We start from the raw sequence: 23,517 nt of genomic DNA, 5'->3' as shown, positions 1-23,517 counted from the left end.
AGGAGCCTCCCGCCCACCGCATGCCGGCCGGGCGGGCCGTCCTTCCACCACCCACTGCGGAGTTTCCCGATGAAGTTGCAACCCACCCTGCTCGCCCTGGCCGTCGCGGCCAGCCTGGCCCTGCCCTTGGCCGCACACGCGGCCGATGACGCAGTCGCCGGTGCGGCCGTCACCGACACCGACGACACCAGCACCTTCGACACGATCCGCGTTACCGAGACGCGCAAGAAATCCGACAACCAGAACGTCACCAAGCTCTCGTCCAAGGACCTGCAGAACCAGGGCGCGCAGAGCATGGAAGACGCGATCCGCTACGTCCCCGGCGTGGAGATGGTCGACCTGGGGCGCGCGGGCTTCAACGGCTTCAACATCCGTGGTCTGGAGGCCGACCGCGTGTCGATGACGCTCGACGGCCTGAGCTTCCCGCAGAGCATGGACCCGGGCAGCTACCAGCCGTATGAGTTCTTCCGTTCCGGTCGCGGCAGCGTGGATCTGGAAGCGGTCAAGAGCGTGGAGATCGTCAAGGGCGCCGACGCGATCACCGCCGGCAGCGGCGCGCTCAGCGGTGCGGTGATGTTCACCACCAAGGACCCGGCCGACTTCCTCAAGGCCAGCGGCAACGACAGCTTCGGCTCGATCAAGTACGGCTACACCGGCAGCAGCGACGAGAACATGGGCACGCTGACCTTCGCCAACCGCACCGGCAAGTTCGAGTCGCTGCTGGTGTACACCAAGCGCGATGGCCACGAGACCGAGTCCTGGTACAAGACCACCATCGCGCGCCTGGGCGCGGACCGCCGCACGCCAGATCCGATCGACCGCGAAAGCGACAACCTGCTGGCCAAAGTGAACTTCCTGGCCACCGACAACCAGACCTTCGGCGTGGTCTACGAGCGCGCGCGCGCCACCAACGATGTCGACAACTGGACCCGCAGCGACGGCACCGGCTCCTATTACGAGCGTACCGCCGTGGACCGCAACGACCGCGATCGCTACGGCATCAAGTACACCTGGAAGGCCGACAACGCCTGGTTCGACACCCTCGAAGCCACTGCCGACCACCAGAAGGCCTACATCCAGGGCCAGACCAACGTGCTGGTAGCCAGCGGTACTGCGGCCACCTACGGCACCAGCTGTTCGACCGTCGCGCTGTGCAGCCGCCAGGAGAACCGTTTCGACACCCAGAAGACCGACCGCGTCGCGGTGGATCTGGACAAGCGTTTCGAGGCTGGTGGCCTGCGCCATACGCTGGTCTACGGCGCGGCCTGGCAACAGAGCAAGATCCACTGGAACTCGGTCGACTCGCGCTGGGGCAACACCGGCGTGCTGTACAGCCAGGACACCGATGCCTCGCTGTGGCCGGACACCAAGGAAACCGACTGGACCGCGTACGTGCGCGACAAGGTGCAGCTGCTCGAAGATCGCTTCTCACTGACCGGCGGCCTGCGCTACGACAGCTATAAGTACACACCGGAAACGGGCGCCACGTCCGGCAGCGAATCGGGCTACACCGATGACGCCAACAGCGTCGGCGTATCCAAGTTCTCCTCGCCGACCTGGAACCTGGGCGCTGAGTTCAAGTTCACCGACACCCAGTCGGTGTGGACCCAGTTCGGCCGCGGCTTCCGCGCGCCCAGCGTCAACGACATGTACGGCAGCTCGTCTACGACCGAAGTCACGCGCGTGTCCGACGGCGCCACCGTGTCGGTGCCCGATGGCAAGAGCAACCCGGACCTGGACGCCGAGCGCAGCCTCAACATCGAGCTGGGCTGGCGTTACCAGAGCGACCGCCTGCGCCTGGGCATCTCGGCCTTCCGCGACAAGTACAGCAACTTCATTGACACCGCGCAGTACGTGGCGGACGAAGACGTGCAGTACAGCGCCACCAGCCGCGGTGTCACCACCATCACCAACGGCTACACCTACACCATGCCGATCAACCGCGGCGAAGTGATCGTCAAGGGCGTCGAAGCCGAAGGCCTGTGGCTGCTGGCCGACAGCTGGCTGGCCCGCCTGGCCTACTCCTACAACGAGGGCAAGGACGCTGACGGCGAGCCGCTGGCCAGCATCATCCCGGCCAAGACCGTGCTGGGCCTGAGCTACAACGCGCCCTCGGGCCGCTGGAGCGCCACGGCCAACATCACCCACCAGCAGCAGAAGGACCCGTCGGATTACGGCACCAGCATCACCAACTCCAGCTACGGTGTCGAAGTGGTGCCGGTATACGCCTACAAGGCCCGCGAATACACGCTGCTCGACCTGTTCGGCACCTACAACATCACCTCGCGCCTGCACCTGACCGGTGGCATCTACAACGTGTTCGACAAGGAGTACTACCTGTGGAACCGCGTGCGCACCGCGGGCGCCGGCACCACGATCTTCCAGGGCAACACCAGCGCAGAGGGCATCGGCCGCTGGTCGCAGCCGGGGCGCAACGCGCGCTTCACCATCAGCTACAACTTCCTGTGAGGTGAACCCGCACGCCGTGGCTTGGTCATGGCGTGCGGGGCCGGGGATGGCCCTACAGCAATGTCCCCCGCAAAATCGCCAACGCAATGCTGAAATAGATCACCAGCCCGGTCACATCGACCAGCGTGGCCACGAACGGTGCCGAGGCACTGGCCGGATCGAAGCGCAGCCGCTGCAGCAGGAACGGCAACAGCGAACCGGACAGCGAGCCGAAGGTCACGATCCCCACCAGCGCCGCGCCCACCGTCAGCCCGACCAGCATCCAGTGCGGGCCGTAGTCGTAGATGCCGGCCTGCTGCCACACCGCCACGCGCACGATGGCGATCACGCCCAGGATCGCGCCCAGCAGCAGCCCGGTGGGCAGCTCGCGCAGGGCCACGCGCCACCAGTCACGCAAGGCGAGTTCGCGCAATGCCAGGGCGCGGATCAGCAGCGAAGTCGCCTGCGAACCGGAGTTGCCACCGGAACTCATGATCAACGGGATGAACAGGGTCAGCACCAGCGCCTTGTCCAGCTCGCCCTCGAAGTGCTGCATGGCCGAGGCGGTGAGCATCTCGCCGACGAACAGCGCGCACAGCCAGCCGGCGCGCTTGCGGATCATCTGCCAGAAGCCGATCTGCATGTACGGCGCGTCCAGCGCTTCCAGGCCGCCGAACTTGTGCGCGTCCTCGGTGCTTTCTTCCATCATCGTGTCGATGATGTCGTCGACGGTGACGATGCCCAGCATCCGCTGCTGCTCGTCGACCACCGCAATCGACAGCAGGTCATGGCGGCGGATCAGCCGCGCGACTTCCTGCTGGTCGGTCAGCGGCGAGACCGTCACCGGCGGATTGACCTGGGCCACGCTGAGGATGTTGGCCCCGGCCTGCCCGGTGATCAGCCGGCGCAGGGTCACTACCTGCTGCAGCACATCGCTGCCAGGGCGCAGCACGTGGATGGCGTAGACGGTCTCGCGCCTGCGTTCGACTTCGCGCACGTGGTCCAGCACCTGGCCCACGGTCCAGTCGGCCGGCACGGCCACGTACTCGGTGGTCATCAGGCTGCCGGCGGTGCGCGGCCGGTAACGCATCAGCTTCTGGATCGCGTGCGCGCTGGCCGGCGCCTGCGTGGCCAGGTCGGCCAGCACCGTGGCCTGCGAATCCAGGTCCAGCGCCTGGACCAGGTCGGCGGCGCGGTCGTCGGCCATGCCTTCCAGCAGCAGCGCCTGGCGGGCGCGTGGCAACGCCAGCAGCAACGCCGGGGCGCGCTGCAGTTCGGGCTGTTCCAGGACGTGGATGGCGCGGTCGTCGGCCAACCCCACGAACGTGGCACAGGCCAGCGCGGGTTTCAGGCGATTGAGCCGCTCGACCACGTCGGCGGTATTGAGCGACTGGAAGGACTGCAGCTGCAGGGCCGCCTGGTCGGCGGTCTTGAAGGAAAAGCGGGTCAGGTGCATCGGGACGGCCTGGTTGGGCATGCCGTAACGGCAGCCCGGCCGAACCCGCACAGGCTCAGCGCGCAGCCACCGTTGACGGCAGGCGAGATCGACTGGAAGGGTCGCTGGGCATGGAAAGGAGTCCTGCGGGAGTGAGACCGGCGCGCTGGGCTGCGCCGGTGTGGCGCGATTTTCCGCTGCCATCGCACGGGGGTCAATCGTGGCCGGACCTGGGTCCTGCTGGCGACGCCAAACGGTTCAGGCAACGCGCAGGCTGGGTGGATAGGGCGGCGTATCTGGATAACGGCCCTGCGCCAGTTCGGCCTGCAGGGCGCGCCACCAGCCGGCATCGAACAGCTGCCCGTGCACGGCCTGCACGGTCCTGGCCAGGGCCGCGGGCAGGCCCATGAACTGGGCGAAGCGCTCGGGGAACACATCGCCGGGCGCGACATGGAACCAGGGCTCGGCTGCCATCTGGTCTTCCTCGTTCTGGGCCTTGGGCCAGTCGCGGAAGTTGCAGTCGGTGATCAGCCGCACCTCGTCGTAGTCGTAGAACACCACCCGCCCGTGCCGGGACACGCCGAAGTTCTTCAGCAGCATGTCGCCGGGGAAGATGTTGTTGCGGGCCATGTCGACGATGGCCTGGCCGTATTCCAGCGCCGCCGCGCGCGCGGCATCGGCGGCCTGCTCGCGCAGGTACAGGTTCAGCGGGCGCAGTCGGCGCTGCACGTAGCACAGCGCGATGATCACGTCGTCGCCGTCGAACACCAGGCTGCCGGCACAGGTGCGGCGCAGTTCTTCCAGCAGGTCCGGGGCAAAGCGCGTCACCGGGAAGCGCAGCGAGCGGTATGGCTGCGCGTCCAGCAATCGACCGACGCGGTCGCGGTTGAACACCAGCGCGTAGCGCTCCAGCACGTCCTTGCGGGTGACCTGCTTGGTTTCGGAAAATCGGTCGCGGATCAGCTTGAACACCAGCGGATAGCTGGGCAGGGTGAACACCGCCATGACCATGCCCGGGGTGCCGTCGGCCCGGGTCAGCTGCTCGTTGGGGCGTTCGTCGAAGTGGTGGAAGAACGTGCGGAAGCGCTCGGTCTTGCCCTGCTTGGCCCGGCCCAGCACGGTGTATAGCTCGTCGATGGGCTTGTGCGGCAGCAGCGTGCGCAGCAACACCACCGCATCGCCCACCGTGGGCAGGTCGGCATGGAAGTAGCTGCGCGAGATGCCGAACAGTTGGGCCACGTCCGCGCGCCCGGTCAGTACCGCATCCACGCGCAGGCCGTCCTCATCGTGGATCAGCGCGATCACGCACGGCGAGAAGCGCGATTCGCCCAGCACCCGGCCGACCAGGTAGGCGCGACGTTCGCGATAGAACACCGTGTCCAGCAGCTCGATGGCGCGCACCGGGTCGTGGCCCCAGTGGACCAGGTCATCCTGCAGGCGTACCGCCACGGCCGCGGCGCAGCGCGTGCGGTGCGCGTAGGGCACGTCGAAGGCGTAGTTGCCCAGCACCCGCTCGAAGGTGTCGGTGGGCCGCTTCAGCGATACCGCATAGCTGTGGCGCGCGACCGGGTGGGTGATCGCATCGGTGGGTGCGATGTCCAGCGCGACGAATTCCACCTGCGCATCCACGCCACGGGTCTTGAAGAAACGCCGGCTCAGGGTGTTGTAGAAGGTCTTGTAAAGCTCGCGGTCGATCAGCGCTTCGATCAGCCCGCCATAGCGGTCGCGGATCGCCTGCCACAGCACCCGGTCGAACGCGCGCGGCCCCAGCACCGCCTGCAGCCGCAGCCGGCACTCGTCCACGCAGGCGTCGTACAGGGCGATGCGTTCGACCGCATCGGCGCGCGCCGCATTCCAGTCGCGCTGCTCGAACCGGCGTCGCGCGCGCTGGGTGATCGCGGCGAACTGCGCGTGGTAATCGGCAAAGGCCTCGCTGATCAGCGAGGCAAAGGCGGCAGCGTCATCCATGCGGGACGGCCACCGGGGCCGAGGTTATTCCTGGTCTTCCGGCGGTGGGATCAGGCCACCCGGATCGACCGACAGGCGCCCGGCCATCAGCACCGCCTGGGTGCGGTTGGTGACGCCCAGCTTGCGCAGGATGGCGGTGACGTGGGCCTTGATGGTGGCTTCGGATACGCCCAGGTCGTAGGCGATCTGCTTGTTGAGGCGGCCGGCGCCGAGCATCTGCAGCACGCGGAACTGCTGCGGGGTCAGGTCGCGCAGGCGCTGGGCCACTTCGGCCTCGTCACGGCCGATGGCCGGGGCGTTGTGGGCTTCTTCCGGCGCCCAGCGCTCGCCATCGAGCACCTGGCCGATGGCTTCACCAATCGTGTCCGAATCGACCGATTTGGGGATGAAGCCCATCGCACCGTGGTCCAGGGCGCGACGCATGACCGCAGGTTCCTCGCGCGCCGACACCACGATCACCGGCAGCTGCGGGTGCAGCGCCCGCAGGTGCACCAGCGCGTTGAAGCCGTGCGCGCCGGGCATGTTCAGGTCCAGCAGCAGCAGGTCCGCATCCGGGTTGGCTTCCACCAGCGTGTACAGCGCATCGACGGTGTCGGCCTCGTGCAGGTTCACCCCCGGCAGCACGCGTTGCACGGCGCCACGCAGGGCCTCGCGGAACAGGGGGTGATCGTCGGCGATGAGCAGGGTGGTCATGGATGCGGGGGCCGTGGGAGTGGGGTCGTGCGCCCGGTCGCCGTCGCGGTCATGCGACGACGGATCCAGGCTGGCACGGTTGGCATAGTGCCAGACCACGCGATCGGCTTTCGACGATTCGCTGCTCACGAGCGGCGCGCTCCCTTACTTGACCTTGCGCTCGGACACCAGCGAATCGACCACCGACGGGTCGGCCAGGGTCGAGGTGTCGCCGAGCTGATCCGGCGCGTTTTCGGCGATCTTGCGCAGGATCCGGCGCATGATCTTGCCCGAGCGGGTCTTGGGCAGGCCCGGCGCCCACTGCAGGTGATCGGGCGAGGCAATCGGGCCGATTTCCTTGCGCACGTGCGCGATCAGCTCCTTCAGCAGTTCGTCGCTCTGCACTTCGCCCGCGATCAGGGTGACGTAGGCATAGATGCCCTGGCCCTTGATGTCGTGCGGGAAGCCGACCACGGCGGCCTCGGCCACCTTGGGATGCGAGACCAGTGCGCTTTCCACCTCGGCCGTGCCGATCCGGTGGCCGGAGACGTTGATGACGTCATCGACGCGCCCGGTGATCCAGTAGTAGCCGTCGGCATCGCGGCGGCAGCCGTCGCCGGTGAAGTAGCTGCCCGGATAGGTGCGGAAATAGGTGTCGATGAAGCGCTGGTGGTCGCCGTAGACGGTGCGCATCTGGCCCGGCCAGGAATCGGTGATGATCAGGTTGCCTTCGGCCTCGCCTTCCAGGATGACGCCGTTGGCATCGACCACGGCCGGCTGCACGCCGAAGAACGGCACGGTGGCCGAACCGGGCTTGAGCGCGGTCGCGCCGGGGAGCGGGGTGATCAGGTGGCCGCCGGTTTCGGTCTGCCACCAGGTGTCCACGATCGGGCAGCGCGAATCGCCGACGACTTCGTAGTACCAGCGCCAGGCTTCCGGATTGATCGGTTCGCCGACCGTGCCCAGCAGGCGCAGGGAGGCGCGCGAGGTCTTCTTCACCGGTGCATCGCCGTCGCGCATCAGCGCGCGGATCGCGGTGGGCGCGGTGTAGAACAGGCTGACCTTGTGCTTGTCCACCACCTGCCAGAAGCGTGAGTTGTCCGGGTAGTTGGGTACGCCTTCGAAGATCAGCGAGGTCGCGCCGTTGGCCAGCGGCCCGTACACGATGTAGCTGTGGCCGGTGACCCAGCCCACGTCGGCGGTGCACCAGTAGATGTCGTCTTCCTTCAGGTCGAAGACGACTTCGTGGGTATACGCCGACCACAGCAGGTAGCCGGCGGTGGTGTGCAGCACGCCCTTGGGTTTGCCGGTGGAGCCGGAGGTGTAGAGGATGAACAGCGGGTCCTCGGCATTCATGCGCTCGGGTTCGCACTGCGCCGGCTGCGGATCGACCACATTGTGGAACCAGCGGTCGCGCGGTGCCTGCATGTCCACCGCACCGCCGGTGTGGCGCACGACCAGCACCGTTTCCACCGAGGTGGTGCCGGGCAGTTTCAGCGCGGCGTCGACGTTGGCCTTGAGCGGGATCTTCTTGGAGCCGCGCAGGCCCTCGTCGGCGGTGATGATCAGCTTGCTGCCGCAGTCGATCACGCGGTCGGCGATCGAGTTGGCGGCGAAACCGCCGAACACCACCGAATGCACCGCGCCGATGCGCGCGCAGGCCAGCATCGCCACGGCCGCATCGGGGATCATCGGCAGGTAGATGGTGACGCGGTCGCCCTTGACCACGCCCAGGCTGCGCAGCGCGTTGGCCAGCCTGCACACGCGTTCGTACAGTTCGCGATAGGTCACGCCATAGCTTTCGCTGTCCGGGCTGTCAGGCTCGAACAGCAACGCGATCTTGTCGCCGCGCTTTTCCAGCTGACGATCCAGACAGTTGACGCTGGCATTGAGCTCGCCATCGGCGAACCACTTGATGCGGAAATCCTCCACATCAAAGTTCACGTCCTTGATCTGGGTCGGCTCCTTGATCCAGTCGAGCCGCTGCGCGGCGGCTTTCCAGAACGCCTCGGGTTGGTCGATCGAAGCGCGGTAATCACGCGCATACGTCTCGGCATCCACCAGCGCCTGCTTGGCGAATGCGGGATCGACGGGGTACAGATCGGACATGGAACCTCCTCATTGGAGCGTGTTGCGAACAAGGGGCCGGGCGACGAAAAACCGGCGGTGACGCGGGGACCAGAAGTTTGACCGATCCACTGTTTGCGCAGCGCAGCAAGCCCGTTAGACCTTGGTCTTAAAGCCTCTTTGTTTCGACCAAAGGTGAATGGTGAGCACTGTCACGCACGCCGCACTCTGCGGCGGTCACGTCCCGGGGGAGGCGCGACACGCGTGCACATCACGGACTTCTTGGGAGAGGGGAAATGACCACACGCCTTGCATCGATGTCGCGTCGGCCGCTTGCGGTTGCGATGGTGTTTGCACTGCTGGTACCCGGCGCTGCGCTGGCCCAGACGAAGAAGGAAAAGGAACTCGAAGCGCGCGTGGCGCAACTCGAAGCGCAGGTGCAGGCACTGCTGAATTCCAGCCAGCAGCAGGCCTCCCAGATCACGCAGACCCAGGGCCAGGTCACCCAGACCCAGACCCAGCTCGACGAAGTGCGCACCACCGTGGCCAAGGTGCCGGCCGGCAAGCAGCCAATCCAGGCGCAGTCGGTCATGGCTAATTCGATGCCGAACACCACCTTCACCTTCGGTGGCTTCATCAAGATGGACGGCATGTACACCGAGACTTCCGACGGCCGCATCGCCGATGGCTCGTCCGGTCGCCTGTTCTACGTGCCCAGCGCCACGCCCGTGGGCGGCGCGGGTGCCGATGGCGGTGATGGCTACACCGATTTCCACGCGCAGTTCTCGCGCTTCAACTTCAGCGCCGACACCGTCACCGAGAACGGCGACAAGATCAAGGCGTTCATCGAAGCGGACATGTTCGGCGGTGGCAGCAATGCGTTTGCCGGCAACGAGACCGCGACCAACACCTATGCACTCACCCTGCGCCACGCGTACGTGAGCTGGAACAACTGGCTGGCCGGCCAGACCTGGTCCAACTTCATGAATGCCGATGTGCTGCCGGATTCGGTCGACTTCCTCGGCCCGGTGGACGGCATCGCCTTCGTGCGCCAGGCGCAGTTGCGCTACACCAATGGCGGCTTCTCGGTCTCGCTGGAAAATCCGCAGACCACAATGAGCGCCTACCAGACCGGCGTGCGTTCCAACTCCGGCGACAACGCGCTGCCGGACATCACCGCCAAGTGGCAGACCAAGGGCGACTGGGGCATTTTCAGCGTGTCCGGCTTGCTGCGTCAGTTCAAGTCGCTGGATGAAGACGCGACCGGCGGCGCGCTGAGCGTCGCCGGCAAGTTCAACCTGGGCAAGACCGACGACATCCGCTACCAGGTCAACGGCGGCAAGGGCATCGGCCGCTACATGGCCCTGGGCCTGGCGCCGGATACGGTGGTCGATGCCAATGGCGGCCTGCATGCGGAAAACGCCTATGGCGGCTGGGTGGCCTGGCGCCACCTGTTCTCGCCCAAGCTGCGTACCAACCTGTACTACGCGCTGGCCGTGCTGGACAACGAAGTCGAATACACCGGCTATGGCGTCACCGAGCGGTCCGAATCCTGGCACGCCAACCTGATCTATTCGCCGTTCCCCAAGCTCGACCTGGGCGCAGAACTGAGCTGGGGCCGTCGTGAGCTGGAAGACGACCGCGCCGGCGACATCAAGCGCATCCAGACATCCGTGAAATACAGCTTCTAACCGGAGACACCCATGTCAACGACAGCTTCCTCGCAGCCTGCCACCGGTACGCTGACCTCCGGACACAAGCGGGTCATCCTCGCGTCCAGCCTCGGCACGGTGTTCGAGTGGTACGACTTCTTCCTGTACGGCTCGCTCGCCGCGATCATCGCCAAGCAGTTCTTCAGCGGCGTCAATGAAACCACCGGCTTCATCTTCGCGTTGCTGGCGTTCGCGGCGGGTTTCTTCGTGCGTCCCTTCGGCGCGGCGTTCTTCGGCAGCCTGGGCGACCGCATCGGCCGCAAGTACACCTTCCTGGTGACCATCCTGATCATGGGCTTGTCCACCTTCTTGGTAGGCGTGTTGCCGTCCTATGCCAACATCGGCGTGGCGGCACCGGTGATCCTGATCGTGCTGCGCCTGGCCCAGGGCCTGGCGATGGGCGGCGAGTATGGTGGCGCGGCGACGTACGTGGCCGAGCATGCACCGGCCAACAAGCGCGGGTTCTACACCAGCTTCATCCAGTGCACGGCCACCATTGGCCTGTTCCTGTCGCTGCTGATCATCCTGGCCTGCCGCAGCACGCTGGGCAACGAGGCCTTTGAAGCCTGGGGCTGGCGCATTCCGTTCCTGGTGTCGATCGTGCTGCTGGGCGTGTCGGTGTGGATCCGCCTGCAGCTGAGCGAATCGCCGCTGTTCCAGCAGATGAAGGCCGAAGGCAAGGGCTCCAAGACCCCGTTCCGCGACAGCCTCAAGGGCGGCAACCTCAAGTTGATGCTGCTGGTGCTGTTCGGCGCCACCGCCGGCCAGGCCGTGGTGTGGTACGGCGGCCAGTTCTACGCGCTGTTCTTCCTGACCCAGGCGCTGAAGGTCGATGCCACCACCGGCGCGCTGCTGATTGCCGGCGCGCTGGCGCTGGCCACGCCGTTCTTCCTGTTCTTCGGCTGGCTGTCGGACAAGATCGGCCGCAAAGGCATCGTGCTGGGTGGGTGCCTGCTGGCGGCCGTCGGCTACATCCCGATGTTCAAGCTGCTGACCCACTACGCCAACCCGGCCATCGAAGAAGCCCGCACCAGCTCACCGGTGGTCATCAACGCCGACCCGAACACCTGCAGCTTCCAGTTCGATCCGATCGGCAAGAAAACCTTCACCAGCTCGTGCGACATCGTTGCCACCGCGCTGACCAAGGCCGGCGTGCCGTACTCGGTCAAGCGGGCACCGGCCGGCACGGTCGCCACGGTCAACGTCGGCGACGCCGCGATCGCTTCGTACGAAGGCGGCGGCCTGTCCAAGGAAGACGGCAAGGCCAAGGGCGATGCCTTCACTGGCGAGCTGAAAGCGGCGCTGACCACGGCCGGCTACCCGGCCAAGGCAGATCCGGAACGCATCAACAAGCCGATGGTCATCGCGGTGCTGTTCGTCCTGGCGATCTTCGTGACCATGGTCTATGCGCCGATCGCGGCCTGGCTGGTCGAGCTGTTCCCGACCCGGATCCGCTACACATCGATGTCGCTGCCGTACCACATCGGCAACGGCTGGTTCGGCGGCTTCCTGCCCACCATCTCCTTTGGTCTGGTCGCGGCGACGGGCAACATGTATTACGGTCTGTGGTATCCGATTGGCATCGCGGTCATGACGCTGGTCATTGGTGCGATCTTCCTGCGCGAAACCAAGGGCGTGGACATCACCAAGTAAGACAACCCTGGGAGGGGCGCCACGGGCCGGGGCGGAGTTCGCCGGCCCACACCGACGCCGGTCCTGCAAGGGGCCGGCGTCGCTGTTTGCGCGGCCCGGCCGTCGTGGCCTGGAGGGCGCGAGCGAAGCGGCGGTTATCATGGGCCCATGCCAACCCCCGCATTCCCCACTGAATCGACCATGCTGCTGCTGGACGGCCCGGCCGGCGCGCTGGAGCTCGCCGTCGACCCGCCTGATGCCGGCGTCCCCGCGGTCGCGGCCATCGCCGTGGTCTGCCATCCGCTGTCCACCGATGGCGGCAGCCTACACAACAAGGTCGTGACCATGGTCGCGCGCGCGGTGCGCGAGCTGGGCCTGGCCACGGTGCGCTTCAACTTCCGCAGCGTCGGCCAGTCCGAAGGCGAATTCGACGACGGCGTGGGCGAGCTGGATGACCTGGCCGCGGTGGTGGCCTGGGTCCGCGCCGCACATCCGGACGCGGCGCTGTGGCTGGTTGGCTTCAGCTTCGGCGCCTACGTGTCGCTCAAGGCCAGCGCATCGCTGCGGCCACAGGTGCTGGTGTCGATCGCGCCGCCGACCGGGCGCGGTTGGGCGTTCGAGGGCGTGCAGCCGCCGCCGCGCTGGCTGGTGGTGCAGGGCGAAAGCGACGAAATCGTCGACCCGCAGACCGTGTTCGACTGGCTGGCGTCCATCGACGCACCGCATACGCTGGTGCGCATGCCCGACACCAGCCACTTCTTCCATCGCAAGCTGATCGACCTGCGCGGTGCCATCCAGCACGCGGTCAAGGGCTGGCTGCCGGCGGCCAGCGCGTGAGCGCGCCGCAGGCGGACCTGCTGCCATCGCAGCGCTACGCGCAGGGCGCGCGCGAAGGGAAATGGAGCGACGACCGCGCCCAGCACGCGGCGCTGGCCGAGCTGGACCGGATCCACATCGGGCTGTGCGATGACGACCAGGACGGGTTCCTGGATCGGTTGTCCGCGTTCTGGAAGAAGCCACAGGCCGTGCGCGGCCTGTATTTCTGGGGGGGCGTGGGCCGCGGCAAGACCTTCCTGGTCGACCTGTTCTACGACGGGCTGCCGGTCAAGCAGAAGCGTCGTACCCACTTCCACCGTTTCATGCGCGACATCCACGAGAAGCTGCACGAACACGCAGGCCAGAGCGACCCGCTGGCACGCATCGCGCAGGACTGGAAGGATTCGCTGCGGGTGCTGGTGCTGGACGAGTTCTTCGTCACCGATATCGGCGATGCGATGCTGCTCGGCCGCCTGACCGAGCGCCTGTTCGCCCAGGGCGTGACCCTGGTGACGACCTCCAACACCGCGCCGGAAAACCTCTACAAGGATGGCCTGCAGCGCGATCGCTTCCTGCCGGCCATCGCCGCGCTGCAGAAGCACTGCGTGGTGCTGTACGCCGAAGGCGAGCAGGACTATCGACTGCGCGCGCTGACCCGTTCGCCGGTGTATCGCACCCCGTTGGACGCGGGCGCCGACGCCTGGCTGGCGCAGCGTTGGCAGGAGCTGGCCGGCGATCCGGCGCAGGCCGGCGAGATCGAAATCGAAGGCCGCGCGATTGCCCTGCGCGGACGCGGCAAGGACATCGCCTGGTTCGATTTTTCCGAATTGTGCGAAGGCCCGCGTTCGGCGACCGATTACATCGAGTTGTCGCGTGAGTTCCACACGCTGCTGATCGGCGGCATCCCGCACTTCGACCGCAAGAACGAGGACGCCGCACGGCGTTTCGTCAACCTGATCGACGAGGTCTACGACCGCCACGTCAAGCTGGTCTGCAGCGCCGACACTTCACCGGTGGAGCTGTATGCCGGCACGCGCTTGGCTGGTGCATTCGAGCGCACGGCGTCGCGGTTGATCGAGATGCAGAGTGCGGAGTATCTGGGGACGCCGCACCGCGGGTGAATGCGGCGGCTGTCGCCCCGCTTTTGAACTTGCTGTTGTTCGTGACCTTGGTCTACCCGAGCCGTAGAGCGAGCCGAGCATCGCAGGAAGGCAGGGCCGAAGAGGCGCGGATGTCTGAGCGCAGCGAGTTCCGCGCCGTGCCCTGGCTTCCGAGAAGCGCAGGGAACCGCAGCGCAGCGGCGGATCGCGTCCGGCGAAGACGGTTTTGCTTACTTTTGCCAAGACAAAAGTAGGGCGCGCGCGAAGCGCGTGAAAGCATTGCTTCGGCTTCGAACAATTCAATCAAGCAGGAACAAATGCAGAGCTTTCACGCTGCTTCGCAGCGCGAGCCACTTTTGTCTTGGCAAAAGTAGCCAAAACCGCCAGCGCCGTCCCAAAGAGGGGATTGAAAACATTCGCCGATGCTGCGCACCGGTGCCCTGTGCTCCTCGCCGGAAACGGCACGGCGTGGGAACTCGCTGCGCTCAGACACCCGCGCCTCTTCGGCCGTTTCCGCCTGCGGTGCGCGGCGCGCTCTAAGGCGCTGAAGATCAAAAGCCGAAGCCGAGCCAAAGCCAGATCAAAATCCGCGGCAACGGCAACGGCAACGGCAACGGCAACGGCCAAGAGCAGCCGAGCAAGCTCGGCCCTACGGATATCCCCGGGTGCGGAGCCTATAGAGCGGGCTTATTTACGTGATCAATTCCAATCATTCCATCAGTGCAGAAGGTGCGGGAATACTTGCCGGGATTAGTGCTGAGGTTATTCTGTGACGGAATTCATTTTTGCTTGCGCGCGTGATCGCTACCGTCGCCGCACAGGAGTGAAACAACAGGAGTTACAGGATGAAGGTCGGATACGCTCTATTCATTGGAATGTTGGCTATTGGCGTGGGGTTGCAATCAGCATCCGCGCAGGTAGTGCTCACGCCGGCCCAGATGCAGGCCAAGCTTGAAGCGATGAAAAAAGACGCTCAGGTGCAGATCTCGCGATCCGTAATTGGAAAGGCGGCGGTCAATGAATTGAATCAGGCGTTGGGTGCAGGCGCCTTCTCGTTGAGTCGATTCGGCTTTGATAGCAGCCCCCTTGCACCTAATAGCAAGGACGTACAGGCGGCTTTCGTGCATTCGGATGTCATGACACGGCAAGAGGCCTTTGCTGCAGGAATTCCGGATGCGAAGCCAAGTCTGGCAGTGGGCGACACCGTGACCCACACATGGACGGATTCCGGATGGTCCTACAGCGCGACTGAGCGTTGGGATGGTTCGGCGTGGCAGTTGATCTCCTTCACTGCGACGAAAATGGGTAGCACGCAGTAGCTACCAGCTACTGTTTCTCGGTTCAGCCGACGGCTTCTACGCCGGCGGATGAGCTTTGTAATACGGAAGGCCGCGGCAGGGCGCAAACAGATCCCGCGATGCGTCATAGACCGAAGTCTTCACGTCCAGCAGCCCCAACACCGACGGGAACAGGTTGTCGTGGCTGGTCGGCTGCGTTGCACGCTGGCGCAGGCATTGCACATCCAGGCCTTCGTCGCGCGCGAAGTGGTCACCGAACCACATGATCATCGGTACGTGGGTCTGCTCGCGCGGGGCGATGGCGTAGGGCACGCCGTGCAGGTAGAGGCCTTTCTCGCCCAGCGATTCGCCGTGGTCGGACATGTACATCAGCGCGGTGTCCACGTCGGGACGCGCCGCCAGCTTGCCGATGGCCGACGCCAGTACGTGGTCGGTGTAGGACAGCGCGTTGTCGTAGGCGTTGACGATTTCCTGCTGCGAACAGCGGCCCAGGTCGGGCACCTGGCAGGCCGGCGTGTAGCGGGCGAACGCCGGCGGGTAGCGGTCGTAGTAACTGGGGCCGTGGTTGCCCAGCATGTGCAGGATCAGGACCTTGTCGCCGCCGGTGGTCTTGGCCATCGCCAGCGCGCTGTCCAGGTCCTTGAGCAGGATGCCGTCCCAGCAGCGCTCGCCGTTGCAGAACTCAGGATCTTTCGAGTCGGTCACCGACTGCGTTGGCAGGCCGTCGCACACGCCCTTGCAGCCGGCCTGGTTGTCGCGCCAGACCACGCCGACGCCGGCATGGTCCAGCACGTGCAGCAGCGACTGGTGCGCGCGGATCTTCGTCTCGTCGTAGTCGTGGCGGCCCCACGGCGAGAACATGCACGGCAGCGACACTTCGGTCGCGGTGCCGCACGAGCTGGTGTCGGGGAAGTTGATCGCCCCGGCCTGGCGCAGTTCCGGGGTGGTGTCGCGTGCGTAGCCGTCCAGGCCCCAGTTCTGCGCGCGCGCGGTTTCACCCACCACGATCACCAGCAGGCGTGGCTTGGCACCGGCCGGGCGGACCGCCATCTGCATCGCATCGGTGCCGATCGGGATCTTGGGCTTCCTGGCGCCGGGCGGGCTGGCGAAGGCGACATTGCCCAGCGAGACCATCCAGTTGCCCGGCGTGGCCAGGTAGCGCAGGTCATGCTGGTTGCGCATCAACGCCGCCAGCGGCTGGTAGCCGGCCATCGCGGCGATCACGCTGGCCGCCAGGGCACTGCCCAGCAGCAGTGCGCGCGCGCCGATCGCCTGCTTCATCGGGCGGCGGATCAGCTCCACGCGCCACAGCAAGGCCACCGGGACCATGCCCAGCAACAGCGGCGTCAGCAGCGCCCAGGTCAATAGTTCGGATGACTCGCGTCGGTCGGTGGCCAGCACGTTGCGGACCATGTCCGCATCCAGATACAGGCCGAAGGCGACCATGAAATGCGAGGCCATCGCCGTGACCAGCAGGATCACGGTGAGCAGCGGCTTGGCCGTCCAGCGGTTGACCACCAGGCCGAGCAGCAGCGCGTGCAGCCCGACCAGTAGCGCGAACAGGGCGATCGCCATCGGCCACTGCTGGGTCGGTGTGGTGATCGCCGCGGACCAGAAACGGGCATTGCTGAAGACGGCGAAATACAGGCTGACCAGCAGCACCAGCGCATCGCTGGTGAGCCGCGGCCGGCGCTGGACCCAGCCGGGCAGGCTGATGCCGCCTTCGTGGGGTTGCTTGCGCGGCACTGGCAGGTGGGTGCTCATCCCCGTGCCTCCTTCGAGGTGCGCAGCATCAGGCGTTGCAATCCCCAGGCCGCCAGCCAGCAGACCGTGACCGAGGCGACGTCGTGGGACAGGAAATGCGCGCCCCGCAGCTGCTGGCTGATGCCGAACAGCAGTCCCACCGACAGTCCGGCCGCCAGGCCGATCCAGCCCCAGCGCGGCTTGATCGCCCCCAGCCCGAAGAACAGGGCGACCCAGCCATAGCCGGCGCTGGAATGCCCGGCCGGGAAGCACTGCCCCGGGCCGTAACCGGCCGGGCGATGCTGGAACAGCTCCACATAGGGATGCAGGCCGCCGTAGCGGACCAGGTCCCAGGGGCAGTCGACGTCGGTCCAGGACTTCATCCACGACACCAGCAGCGGGCCGGCGAGGGTGGCGACCAGCAGGTAGTTCAGCGGCCTGGCCCAGGCGCGTGCCGCTGGATGGCGCGGCAGCGACACGCGGACCATGGCCAGCAGCAGCCACGCCACGATGTCCAGGCGCTTGCCCCACTGGTGGACCAGGGTCTCGGTGATCCAGTGGTGTTCCAGCGCCCAGCGGCCGCCTTCGGCGGCATACAGGTGGTCGGCGACCCACAGGTCCCCGCCGAGGCCCTGCAGCAGCGCGATGGCCGCAACGGCCGCGCACAGCGGGCCCCACAACAGGGGATCGGGTTGGAAGCGGAGCGAAACGAGCGCTCGCGGTCTGGCAACGGCGGGAATCTGCATGGCAAGCGCACGGTATTGCGGAAGGATCGCCATCGATCCTGTGTCGGCGCGTGTCGGAGCTGCGTCGGAATGGCGCCCTTCGCGCTGAACCGTTCAGCTTCCGGTGGCTATGGGAGAATGCCCGCGCCCGCGCGCTCCAACGCAATTCCGACATCGGCATCCCAACCATGCGCGCGGTCACGGCGGCCGCATCGCGGTCGCCCCCTGGAGAAGAGCTAAGGTCATGCGGCTGCTGGTCATCGAGGACAATCGCAATCTGGTCGCCAACCTGTTCGATTATTTCGAGCCGCGTGGGCATGCCCTGGATGCCGCGCCCGATGGCGTCACCGGCCTGCACCTGGCCACCACCCAGGCTTTCGATGCGGTGCTGCTGGACTGGATGCTGCCGCGCATGGATGGCCGCGAAGTGCTGCGCCGCCTGCGCACCGAACATGCCAGCGCGGTGCCGGTGATCATGCTGACCGCGCGCGACGAACTGCCGGACAAGGTCGATGGCTTCCGCACCGGCGCCGACGATTACCTGACCAAGCCTTTCGCCATGCAGGAGCTGGAAGTGCGCCTGGAGGCGCTGCTGGCCCGTGCCAACGGCCGCAACCGCCGGCGCGTGCTGCAGGTCGGTGACCTGAGCCTGGACCTGTCCACGCTGGAGGCCACCCGCGCCGGCGAGCCGCTGCACCTGTACCCGGCCTGCCGCAAGCTGCTGGAAGTGCTGATGCAGGCCAGTCCCGCCGCCGTCACCCGCCAACGCCTGGAATACGCGCTGTGGGGCGAGGAGCCGCCGGACGGCGACATGCTGCGTTCGCATATCTATGAACTGCGTCGCAGCGTCGACGGCCCGTTCGCGACCAAGTTGATCCAGACCCTGCCGCGGGTGGGCTACCGCCTGCACGCCGAACATCGTGCCGACGGTGCGTCCGATGGCGCGTAGGTCTTCGCTGCGCACGCGCCTGCTGCGCTGGGCGCTGGTCTACCTGGTCGTGGTCACCGCCGCGGTGGTGCTGGGCGGCGAAGTGGTCAACGAACACGCCGAACGCCAGGTGTGGCGCTCGCTGATGCGCTCGGACCTGCAGCACTTCGTCGAACGCCGCCAGGCCGACCCGCGCTACAACTGGATCGACGATCCGGCCGAGCACATGTACTTCCTGCAGACCGACGCCCATGTGCCGGCCGACCTGGCCGCGCTCAAGCCCGGGCTGCACGATGATTTCGTCATCGATGGCGTCAAGCACGTGGTGCTGGTCGATGACACCGCGCTGGGCCGGCTGGCGCTGGCGCTGGACCTGACCCGCTTCGAAGGCGTGGAAGGCTGGGTCACGGTGAGTACCCTGAGCACCGCGACGGTGGCCATCACCGTGTTCGGCCTGCTGATGGCCTGGGGCCTGGGCCTGGCGGTGCGTCCGCTGAGCACCATGGCTGGCGAGATCGCCGGATTGCAGCCGGATGCATCCAACGCACGCATCCGGGTGGCCGACGACGCCAGCGAAGAGCTGCGCGTGATCGGCCAGGCCTTCAACGATTACCTGGAGCGCAACGCGCGCTTCGTCGAGCGCGAACGCGCCTTCATCGACAGCGCCAGCCATGAACTGCGCACGCCGGTGGCGGTGATTGCCGGCGCCAACGAACTGGCCCTGGAGCAACCCGGACTGCCCGCCGCCGCGCGCCAGCCGTTGCTGCGCGTGCGCCGCACCGCACGCAACGTCGAGCAGCTGATCTCGCTGCTGCTGGTCCTGGCCAAGGACCCTTCGCGCCTGGCCCGCAGCGCCGATGTGGTGTCGCTGGAAGACCTGCTGCCGGAAGTGGTCAACGACCATCGCCACCTGACCGAAGGCCGTGACCTGGAGCTGGTGCTGGCCCCGCTGCCCGAGTGCGTGATCCGCGCGCCGCTGGCCATCGTCCAGGCCGCCATCGGCAACCTGCTGCGCAACGCGGTGGAAAACAGCGACCGTGGCCGGATCGAAGTCGGCCTGGAGCCCGATGCCACCGTGGTCATCCGCGACCCCGGCCACGGCATGTCGCCGGAAGAAATCAGCGCCGTGTACGGACGCCTGGCCCGTGGTGGCGGCAGTCGCGACGGCGGCGGCATCGGCCTGGACCTGATCGCGCGCCTGTGCGAACACCTGGGCTGGCAGCTGCGGATCGAGTCCGACCCGGGCCGCGGCACGGTGGCCCGCCTGAGTTTCGCGCCGGCGCAAACCCCGTAACGCGGAGCTTGCCACGCTGCGCTTTGGTCGGATCGTCAGGCACGAATCCTGTGGAGCGGAGCTTGCTCCGCTGCGCTTCGTTCAGACCATCGGGAAAGCCCCAGCGGAGCAAGCTCCGCGCTACAGCAGGCCGATGCTGGCCCCACGCGTTTTCCCCGCCACGTAAACTGCAGCGCTCCATGCGGCGCGCCTGTGCGCCGCGCCACATGCGCGACCTCCAGGGGACATGATGATTTCAGGCTGGGTACTGCTGGGGATCTCGATCGGTTATGCCGTGCTGCTGTTCGGCATCGCCTGGTTCGGCGACCGCTATCCGCTCTATCCCAACCGGCGCTGGCTGCGGCCGGCGATCTATTCGCTTGCGCTGGCGGTGTACTGCTCCTCGTGGACCTTCTACGGCGCGGTCGGCAGCGCGGTGCGCAACGGCATCGGCTACCTGCCGATCTACCTGGGCCCGTTGCTGCTGCTGATCTTCGGCTGGCGGATCATCGAACGCCTGGCGCTGGTGGCGCGCAGCCAGAACACGGTGTCCATCGCCGATTTCATTTCCTCGCGCTACGGACGCTCGCGCCGGTTGGCGGCGCTGGTCACGGTGATCGCGCTGGTCGGGGTGATCCCGTACCTGGCGCTGCAGTACAAGGCCGTGGCGATGAGCCTGGGCGTGCTGACCGGCTACAACCCGCAGACCACCAGTTTCTTCCACGATCCGGCGCTGTACGTGGCGCTGCTGATGGCGCTGTTCGCCGCGCTGTTCGGCACCCGCCAGGTCGATGCGACCGAACACCACCACGGCATGATGCTGGCCATCGCGCTGGAATCGATCATCAAGCTGGCGGCGATCGTGGCGGTGGGCGTGTTCGCCTGGCGCTGGCTGGGCGCGCGCGAACAGGCGCTGGGCGAGTCGGCCCGCACGCTGTTCGAGAACGCCCCGCCGGTGGGCTTCTTCAACCAGACCCTGCTCGGCTTCCTGGCCATCGTCTGCCTGCCGCGCCAGTTCCACGTGGCGGTGGTCGAATGCGGCGACGTGGCCGACGTGCGCCGCGCGCGCTGGCTGTTCGGTGCGTACCTGGTGGTGATCTCGGCGATGGTGGTGCCCATCGCCACCGCCGGCGCCGAACTGCTGGGTGGCCATGGGGCGATCGCCGGGGATACCTACGTGCTGGCCTTCCCGCTGGGCATCGGCAACGAAGGCCTGGCCATCGCCGCCTACATCGGCGGGTTTTCGGCGGCCACCGGCATGGTGATCGTGGCCAGCATCGCGCTGGCCACCATGGTCAGCAACGATCTGGTCATGCCGATCCTGCTGCGCCGCGGCTGGGGCGAGCGCCATGACGCCGCCAACATGGCCACGCGCGTGCTGTGGATCCGCCGCTTCACCATCCTGGTCCTGGCGCTGTGCGCCTACGCGTACCACCGCAACAGCAATGTCGACAGCACCCTGGCCAGCTATGGCCTGATCGCCTTCGCCGCGGTGGCGCAGTTCGCCCCGGCATTGTTCGGCGCGCTGTACTGGCGCGGCGCCAGCCGCCACGGCGTGGAACTTGGCATGGCGGTGGGCTTTGCCACCTGGACCTATACGCTGCTGCTGCCCACCCTGTCGGCGTCGGGCTGGCTGGGGCCGGAGTGGCTCACCACCGGTCCCTTCGGCGTGTCGTGGCTGCGTCCGCAGCAGCTGTTCAACCTGACCGGCTGGGACCCGCTGACCCACGGTACGTTCTGGTCGCTGCTGCTCAACGCCGGCACGATGATGATCGTCTCGGCGCGCTGGCGTCCCAGCCTGGACGAACGCCTGCGGATCGTGCCGTTCCTTGACCCGTATGCGCAGCGGCGCGCGCTGATCGCCAGCGAGTGGCCGGGCAACGTGCGCGTGGCCGACCTGGTCTCGCTGGCCCAGCGCGTGGTCGGCGAGCGGCATGCCGGCCGCGCCTTCGCCGAACAGGCCCAGGAGCTGGGCCGCGAACTCAAGCCCGAGGCCAACGCCGACCGCGCCTGGGTGCAGTTCACCGAACGCCTGCTGGCCTCGGCCATCGGTGCCGCCTCGGCGCGCCTGGTGCTGACCAGCGTGCTGCGCGGCTCGGGCATGGAACTGGGCGAAGTGGTGGCGGTGCTGGACGAGGCCGGCCAGGAGCTGCGCTTCAACCGCGAGATCCTGTCCAGCACCCTGGAGAACATCAGCTCCGGGGTCAGCGTGGTCGATCCCGACATGCGCCTGGTCGCCTGGAACCGCCGCTACCAGACCATGTTCGGGTATCCCGAAGGCATGCTCTACGTCGGCCGCCCGGTTGCCGACCTGATCCGCTACAACGCCGAGAAGGGCGAGCTGGGCGACGGCCAGGTGGAAGAGCAGGTCAACAAGCGCATCAGCTACATGCGTGCCGGTTCGCCGCATGTGTTCGAACGCGTGCGCAGCGACGGCCAGGTGATCGAGATGCGCGGCCAGCCGCTGCCCGGCGGCGGTTACGTGACCAGCTACAACGACGTGACCGAATTCAAGCGCGTCGAACTGGCGCTGCTGGAGGTGAATGAAAACCTGGAACAGCGCGTGGCCGAGCGCAGCCAGGAGGCTGAATCGGCGCAGCAGTCCAAGACCCGCTTCCTGGCCGCGATCAGCCATGACGTGCTGCAGCCGTTGAATGCCGCGCGGCTGTTCACCTCGGCGTTGCGCGAAAGCGGCGGCGATGCAGCCGAGCAGATACGCCTGGCCGAACGCGTGGATGCCTCACTGCGCGCGGCCGAGGAACTGCTGGACGGGCTGCTGGACGTCTCGCGCATGGATGCCAATCGCCTGCGCGCCGAACTCACCGACTTCGACGCCGCGGAGATCCTGCGCGAACTCGCCGCGCAGTACGCGCCGGTGGCCGGTGGCCGTGGCCTGCAGCTGCGCATCCATACCCGCGGCACCGCGCCGGTGCGCAGTGATCGCCGCCTGCTGCGCCGGGTGCTGCAGAACTTCATCGCCAACGCGCTGCGCTACACGCGTTCGGGCCGGATCGTGCTGGGCATGCGTGGCCGCGGCGCGCTGCTGGAGCTGCAGGTGTGGGATACCGGGCCTGGCATTCCGCCGCAGCACATGCGCCAGATCTTCGACGAGTTCCAGCGCTACCAGCAGCCGTTCGACTGGGGCGAGCAGGGCCTTGGATTGGGCCTGTCGATCTGCCAGCGCATCTCGCGCGTCCTGGATGCGCCGCTGGATGCGCGCAGCAATGTCGGCAAGGGCAGCATGTTTTCGATCACCGTGCCGCGTGCAGCCGGCATCAGCGAACCAGCGGTGCGTCCGCGGCGCGCGCCGGCCAGCGATTCGCTCGCTGGCTTGAAAGTGCTGTGCGTGGACAACGACCAGGAGATCCTGGACGGCATGCGCGTGCTGCTCGGTCGCTGGGGCGTGGATGTGATCACCGCCAGCACCGTCGATGCAGCGCTGGAGCGCGTCGCCGAAGGCCCGGCGGTGATGCTGGTCGATTACCACCTGCACGATCGCCTGGAGGGACTGGATACGCTCGATGCATTGCGCGCTGCGAGTCCGCGCCCGATTGCCGGCGCGCTGCTTACCGCCGATGGCCGCGACGAGCTGAAGGTGGAAGCGCGCGAACGCGGCTATCGCCTGCTGACCAAGCCGGTGAAGCCCGCTTCGTTGCGCTCGTTCCTGGCCGCACATACCGACCGCAGCACCTGAATCGCG

The 23,517-nt window shown here is 66.8% G+C and carries 15 protein-coding genes; 9 read left to right on the top strand and 6 right to left on the bottom strand.

The window, feature by feature from the left end; all coding sequences use genetic code 11:
• The first annotated feature begins 69 nt into the window (after nt 1–69).
• Entirely contained in the window at nt 70–2,469 is a 2,400-nt protein-coding gene (locus tag O8I58_RS11920; protein WP_298316179.1) for a TonB-dependent hemoglobin/transferrin/lactoferrin family receptor, read from the top strand.
• A gap of 52 nt (nt 2,470–2,521) precedes the next feature.
• Here the strand turns inward: O8I58_RS11920 and mgtE are convergent, their stop codons facing one another.
• From mgtE to acs, 4 genes are all read right to left on the bottom strand, one after another.
• The gene (mgtE, locus tag O8I58_RS11915; protein WP_345781309.1) at nt 2,522–3,925 is read right to left on the bottom strand and encodes a magnesium transporter; all 1,404 of its coding nucleotides are present in this window, start codon (nt 3,923–3,925) and stop codon (nt 2,522–2,524) included.
• A gap of 216 nt (nt 3,926–4,141) precedes the next feature.
• Nucleotides 4,142–5,851, bottom strand: coding sequence for a bifunctional isocitrate dehydrogenase kinase/phosphatase (gene aceK / locus O8I58_RS11910; RefSeq protein WP_298316175.1), 1,710 nt, complete (start codon nt 5,849–5,851; stop codon nt 4,142–4,144).
• A gap of 24 nt (nt 5,852–5,875) precedes the next feature.
• Entirely contained in the window at nt 5,876–6,544 is a 669-nt protein-coding gene (locus O8I58_RS11905; protein WP_298322933.1) for a response regulator transcription factor, read from the bottom strand.
• A gap of 144 nt (nt 6,545–6,688) precedes the next feature.
• Nucleotides 6,689–8,632, bottom strand: a complete 1,944-nt coding sequence (gene acs, locus O8I58_RS11900) for an acetate--CoA ligase (RefSeq protein ID WP_298316172.1) — start codon at nt 8,630–8,632, stop codon at nt 6,689–6,691.
• 254 nt (nt 8,633–8,886) lie between these two features.
• On the opposite strand from acs, the gene O8I58_RS11895 reads away from it, so the two are divergent.
• The 5 genes from O8I58_RS11895 (at nt 8,887) to O8I58_RS11875 (ending at nt 15,169) form a co-directional block, all read left to right on the top strand.
• On the top strand, nt 8,887–10,281 hold the full coding sequence (locus tag O8I58_RS11895; protein WP_298316168.1) for a DcaP family trimeric outer membrane transporter: 1,395 nt from the start codon (nt 8,887–8,889) through the stop codon (nt 10,279–10,281).
• Between the two features lie 12 nt (nt 10,282–10,293).
• On the top strand, nt 10,294–11,955 hold the full coding sequence (locus tag O8I58_RS11890; protein WP_298316166.1) for an MFS transporter: 1,662 nt from the start codon (nt 10,294–10,296) through the stop codon (nt 11,953–11,955).
• A gap of 147 nt (nt 11,956–12,102) precedes the next feature.
• Nucleotides 12,103–12,771 (top strand): alpha/beta hydrolase, encoded by a 669-nt coding sequence (locus O8I58_RS11885; protein ID WP_298316164.1) that lies wholly within the window; start codon nt 12,103–12,105, stop codon nt 12,769–12,771.
• A complete protein-coding gene (zapE, locus tag O8I58_RS11880; RefSeq protein WP_345781308.1) occupies nt 12,768–13,871 on the top strand; it encodes a cell division protein ZapE in 1,104 nt (367 codons plus the stop codon). Before O8I58_RS11885 ends, zapE begins: the two co-directional genes overlap by 4 nt.
• 824 nt (nt 13,872–14,695) lie before the next feature.
• A complete protein-coding gene (locus tag O8I58_RS11875) occupies nt 14,696–15,169 on the top strand; it encodes a hypothetical protein (protein WP_298316161.1) in 474 nt (157 codons plus the stop codon).
• A 36-nt stretch (nt 15,170–15,205) separates the two neighbouring features.
• On the opposite strand, the gene O8I58_RS11870 is transcribed toward O8I58_RS11875, so the two are convergent.
• Nucleotides 15,206–16,912, bottom strand: a complete 1,707-nt coding sequence (locus tag O8I58_RS11870) for a phosphoethanolamine transferase (RefSeq protein ID WP_298316158.1) — start codon at nt 16,910–16,912, stop codon at nt 15,206–15,208.
• A complete protein-coding gene (locus O8I58_RS11865; RefSeq protein ID WP_298316155.1) occupies nt 16,909–17,571 on the bottom strand; it encodes a phosphatase PAP2 family protein in 663 nt (220 codons plus the stop codon). The genes O8I58_RS11870 and O8I58_RS11865 overlap by 4 nt, the downstream gene beginning before the upstream one ends.
• 289 nt (nt 17,572–17,860) lie before the next feature.
• Here O8I58_RS11865 and O8I58_RS11860 point away from each other — a divergent pair, with 289 nt between their 5' ends.
• The 3 genes from O8I58_RS11860 to O8I58_RS11850 all read left to right on the top strand — a co-directional run bounded on the left by O8I58_RS11860 (nt 17,861) and on the right by O8I58_RS11850 (nt 23,511).
• Entirely contained in the window at nt 17,861–18,565 is a 705-nt protein-coding gene (locus O8I58_RS11860) for a response regulator transcription factor (RefSeq protein WP_298316152.1), read from the top strand.
• Nucleotides 18,555–19,838 carry a sensor histidine kinase gene (locus tag O8I58_RS11855; RefSeq protein ID WP_298316149.1) on the top strand — a complete coding sequence of 428 codons (1,284 nt, stop codon included), beginning with the start codon at nt 18,555–18,557 and terminating at the stop codon, nt 19,836–19,838. The genes O8I58_RS11860 and O8I58_RS11855 overlap by 11 nt, the downstream gene beginning before the upstream one ends.
• A gap of 229 nt (nt 19,839–20,067) precedes the next feature.
• Entirely contained in the window at nt 20,068–23,511 is a 3,444-nt protein-coding gene (locus O8I58_RS11850) for a hybrid sensor histidine kinase/response regulator (protein ID WP_298322925.1), read from the top strand.
• Nucleotides 23,512–23,517: the final 6 nt, after the last annotated feature.

Origin of the sequence: Pseudoxanthomonas sp. (assembly GCF_027498035.1) — a bacterium.
Lineage (GTDB): Bacteria > Pseudomonadota > Gammaproteobacteria > Xanthomonadales > Xanthomonadaceae > Pseudoxanthomonas_A.
Note: the sequence above shows the minus strand (reverse complement) of the source record. Positions and strands in the feature narration are given on the sequence as shown.

Coding starts and splice junctions, on each gene's coding strand:
- O8I58_RS11855 (WP_298316149.1), top strand. CDS start 18,555: ATGGCGCGTAGGTCTTCGCTGCGCACGCGCCTGCTGCGCTGGGCGCTG.
- O8I58_RS11850 (WP_298322925.1), top strand. CDS start 20,068: ATGATTTCAGGCTGGGTACTGCTGGGGATCTCGATCGGTTATGCCGTG.
- O8I58_RS11885 (WP_298316164.1), top strand. CDS start 12,103: ATGCCAACCCCCGCATTCCCCACTGAATCGACCATGCTGCTGCTGGAC.
- O8I58_RS11870 (WP_298316158.1), bottom strand. CDS start 16,912: ATGAGCACCCACCTGCCAGTGCCGCGCAAGCAACCCCACGAAGGCGGC.
- O8I58_RS11920 (WP_298316179.1), top strand. CDS start 70: ATGAAGTTGCAACCCACCCTGCTCGCCCTGGCCGTCGCGGCCAGCCTG.
- O8I58_RS11860 (WP_298316152.1), top strand. CDS start 17,861: ATGCGGCTGCTGGTCATCGAGGACAATCGCAATCTGGTCGCCAACCTG.
- O8I58_RS11895 (WP_298316168.1), top strand. CDS start 8,887: ATGACCACACGCCTTGCATCGATGTCGCGTCGGCCGCTTGCGGTTGCG.
- O8I58_RS11875 (WP_298316161.1), top strand. CDS start 14,696: ATGAAGGTCGGATACGCTCTATTCATTGGAATGTTGGCTATTGGCGTG.
- acs (WP_298316172.1), bottom strand. CDS start 8,632: ATGTCCGATCTGTACCCCGTCGATCCCGCATTCGCCAAGCAGGCGCTG.
- aceK (WP_298316175.1), bottom strand. CDS start 5,851: ATGGATGACGCTGCCGCCTTTGCCTCGCTGATCAGCGAGGCCTTTGCC.
- mgtE (WP_345781309.1), bottom strand. CDS start 3,925: ATGCCCAACCAGGCCGTCCCGATGCACCTGACCCGCTTTTCCTTCAAG.
- O8I58_RS11890 (WP_298316166.1), top strand. CDS start 10,294: ATGTCAACGACAGCTTCCTCGCAGCCTGCCACCGGTACGCTGACCTCC.
- O8I58_RS11905 (WP_298322933.1), bottom strand. CDS start 6,544: ATGACCACCCTGCTCATCGCCGACGATCACCCCCTGTTCCGCGAGGCC.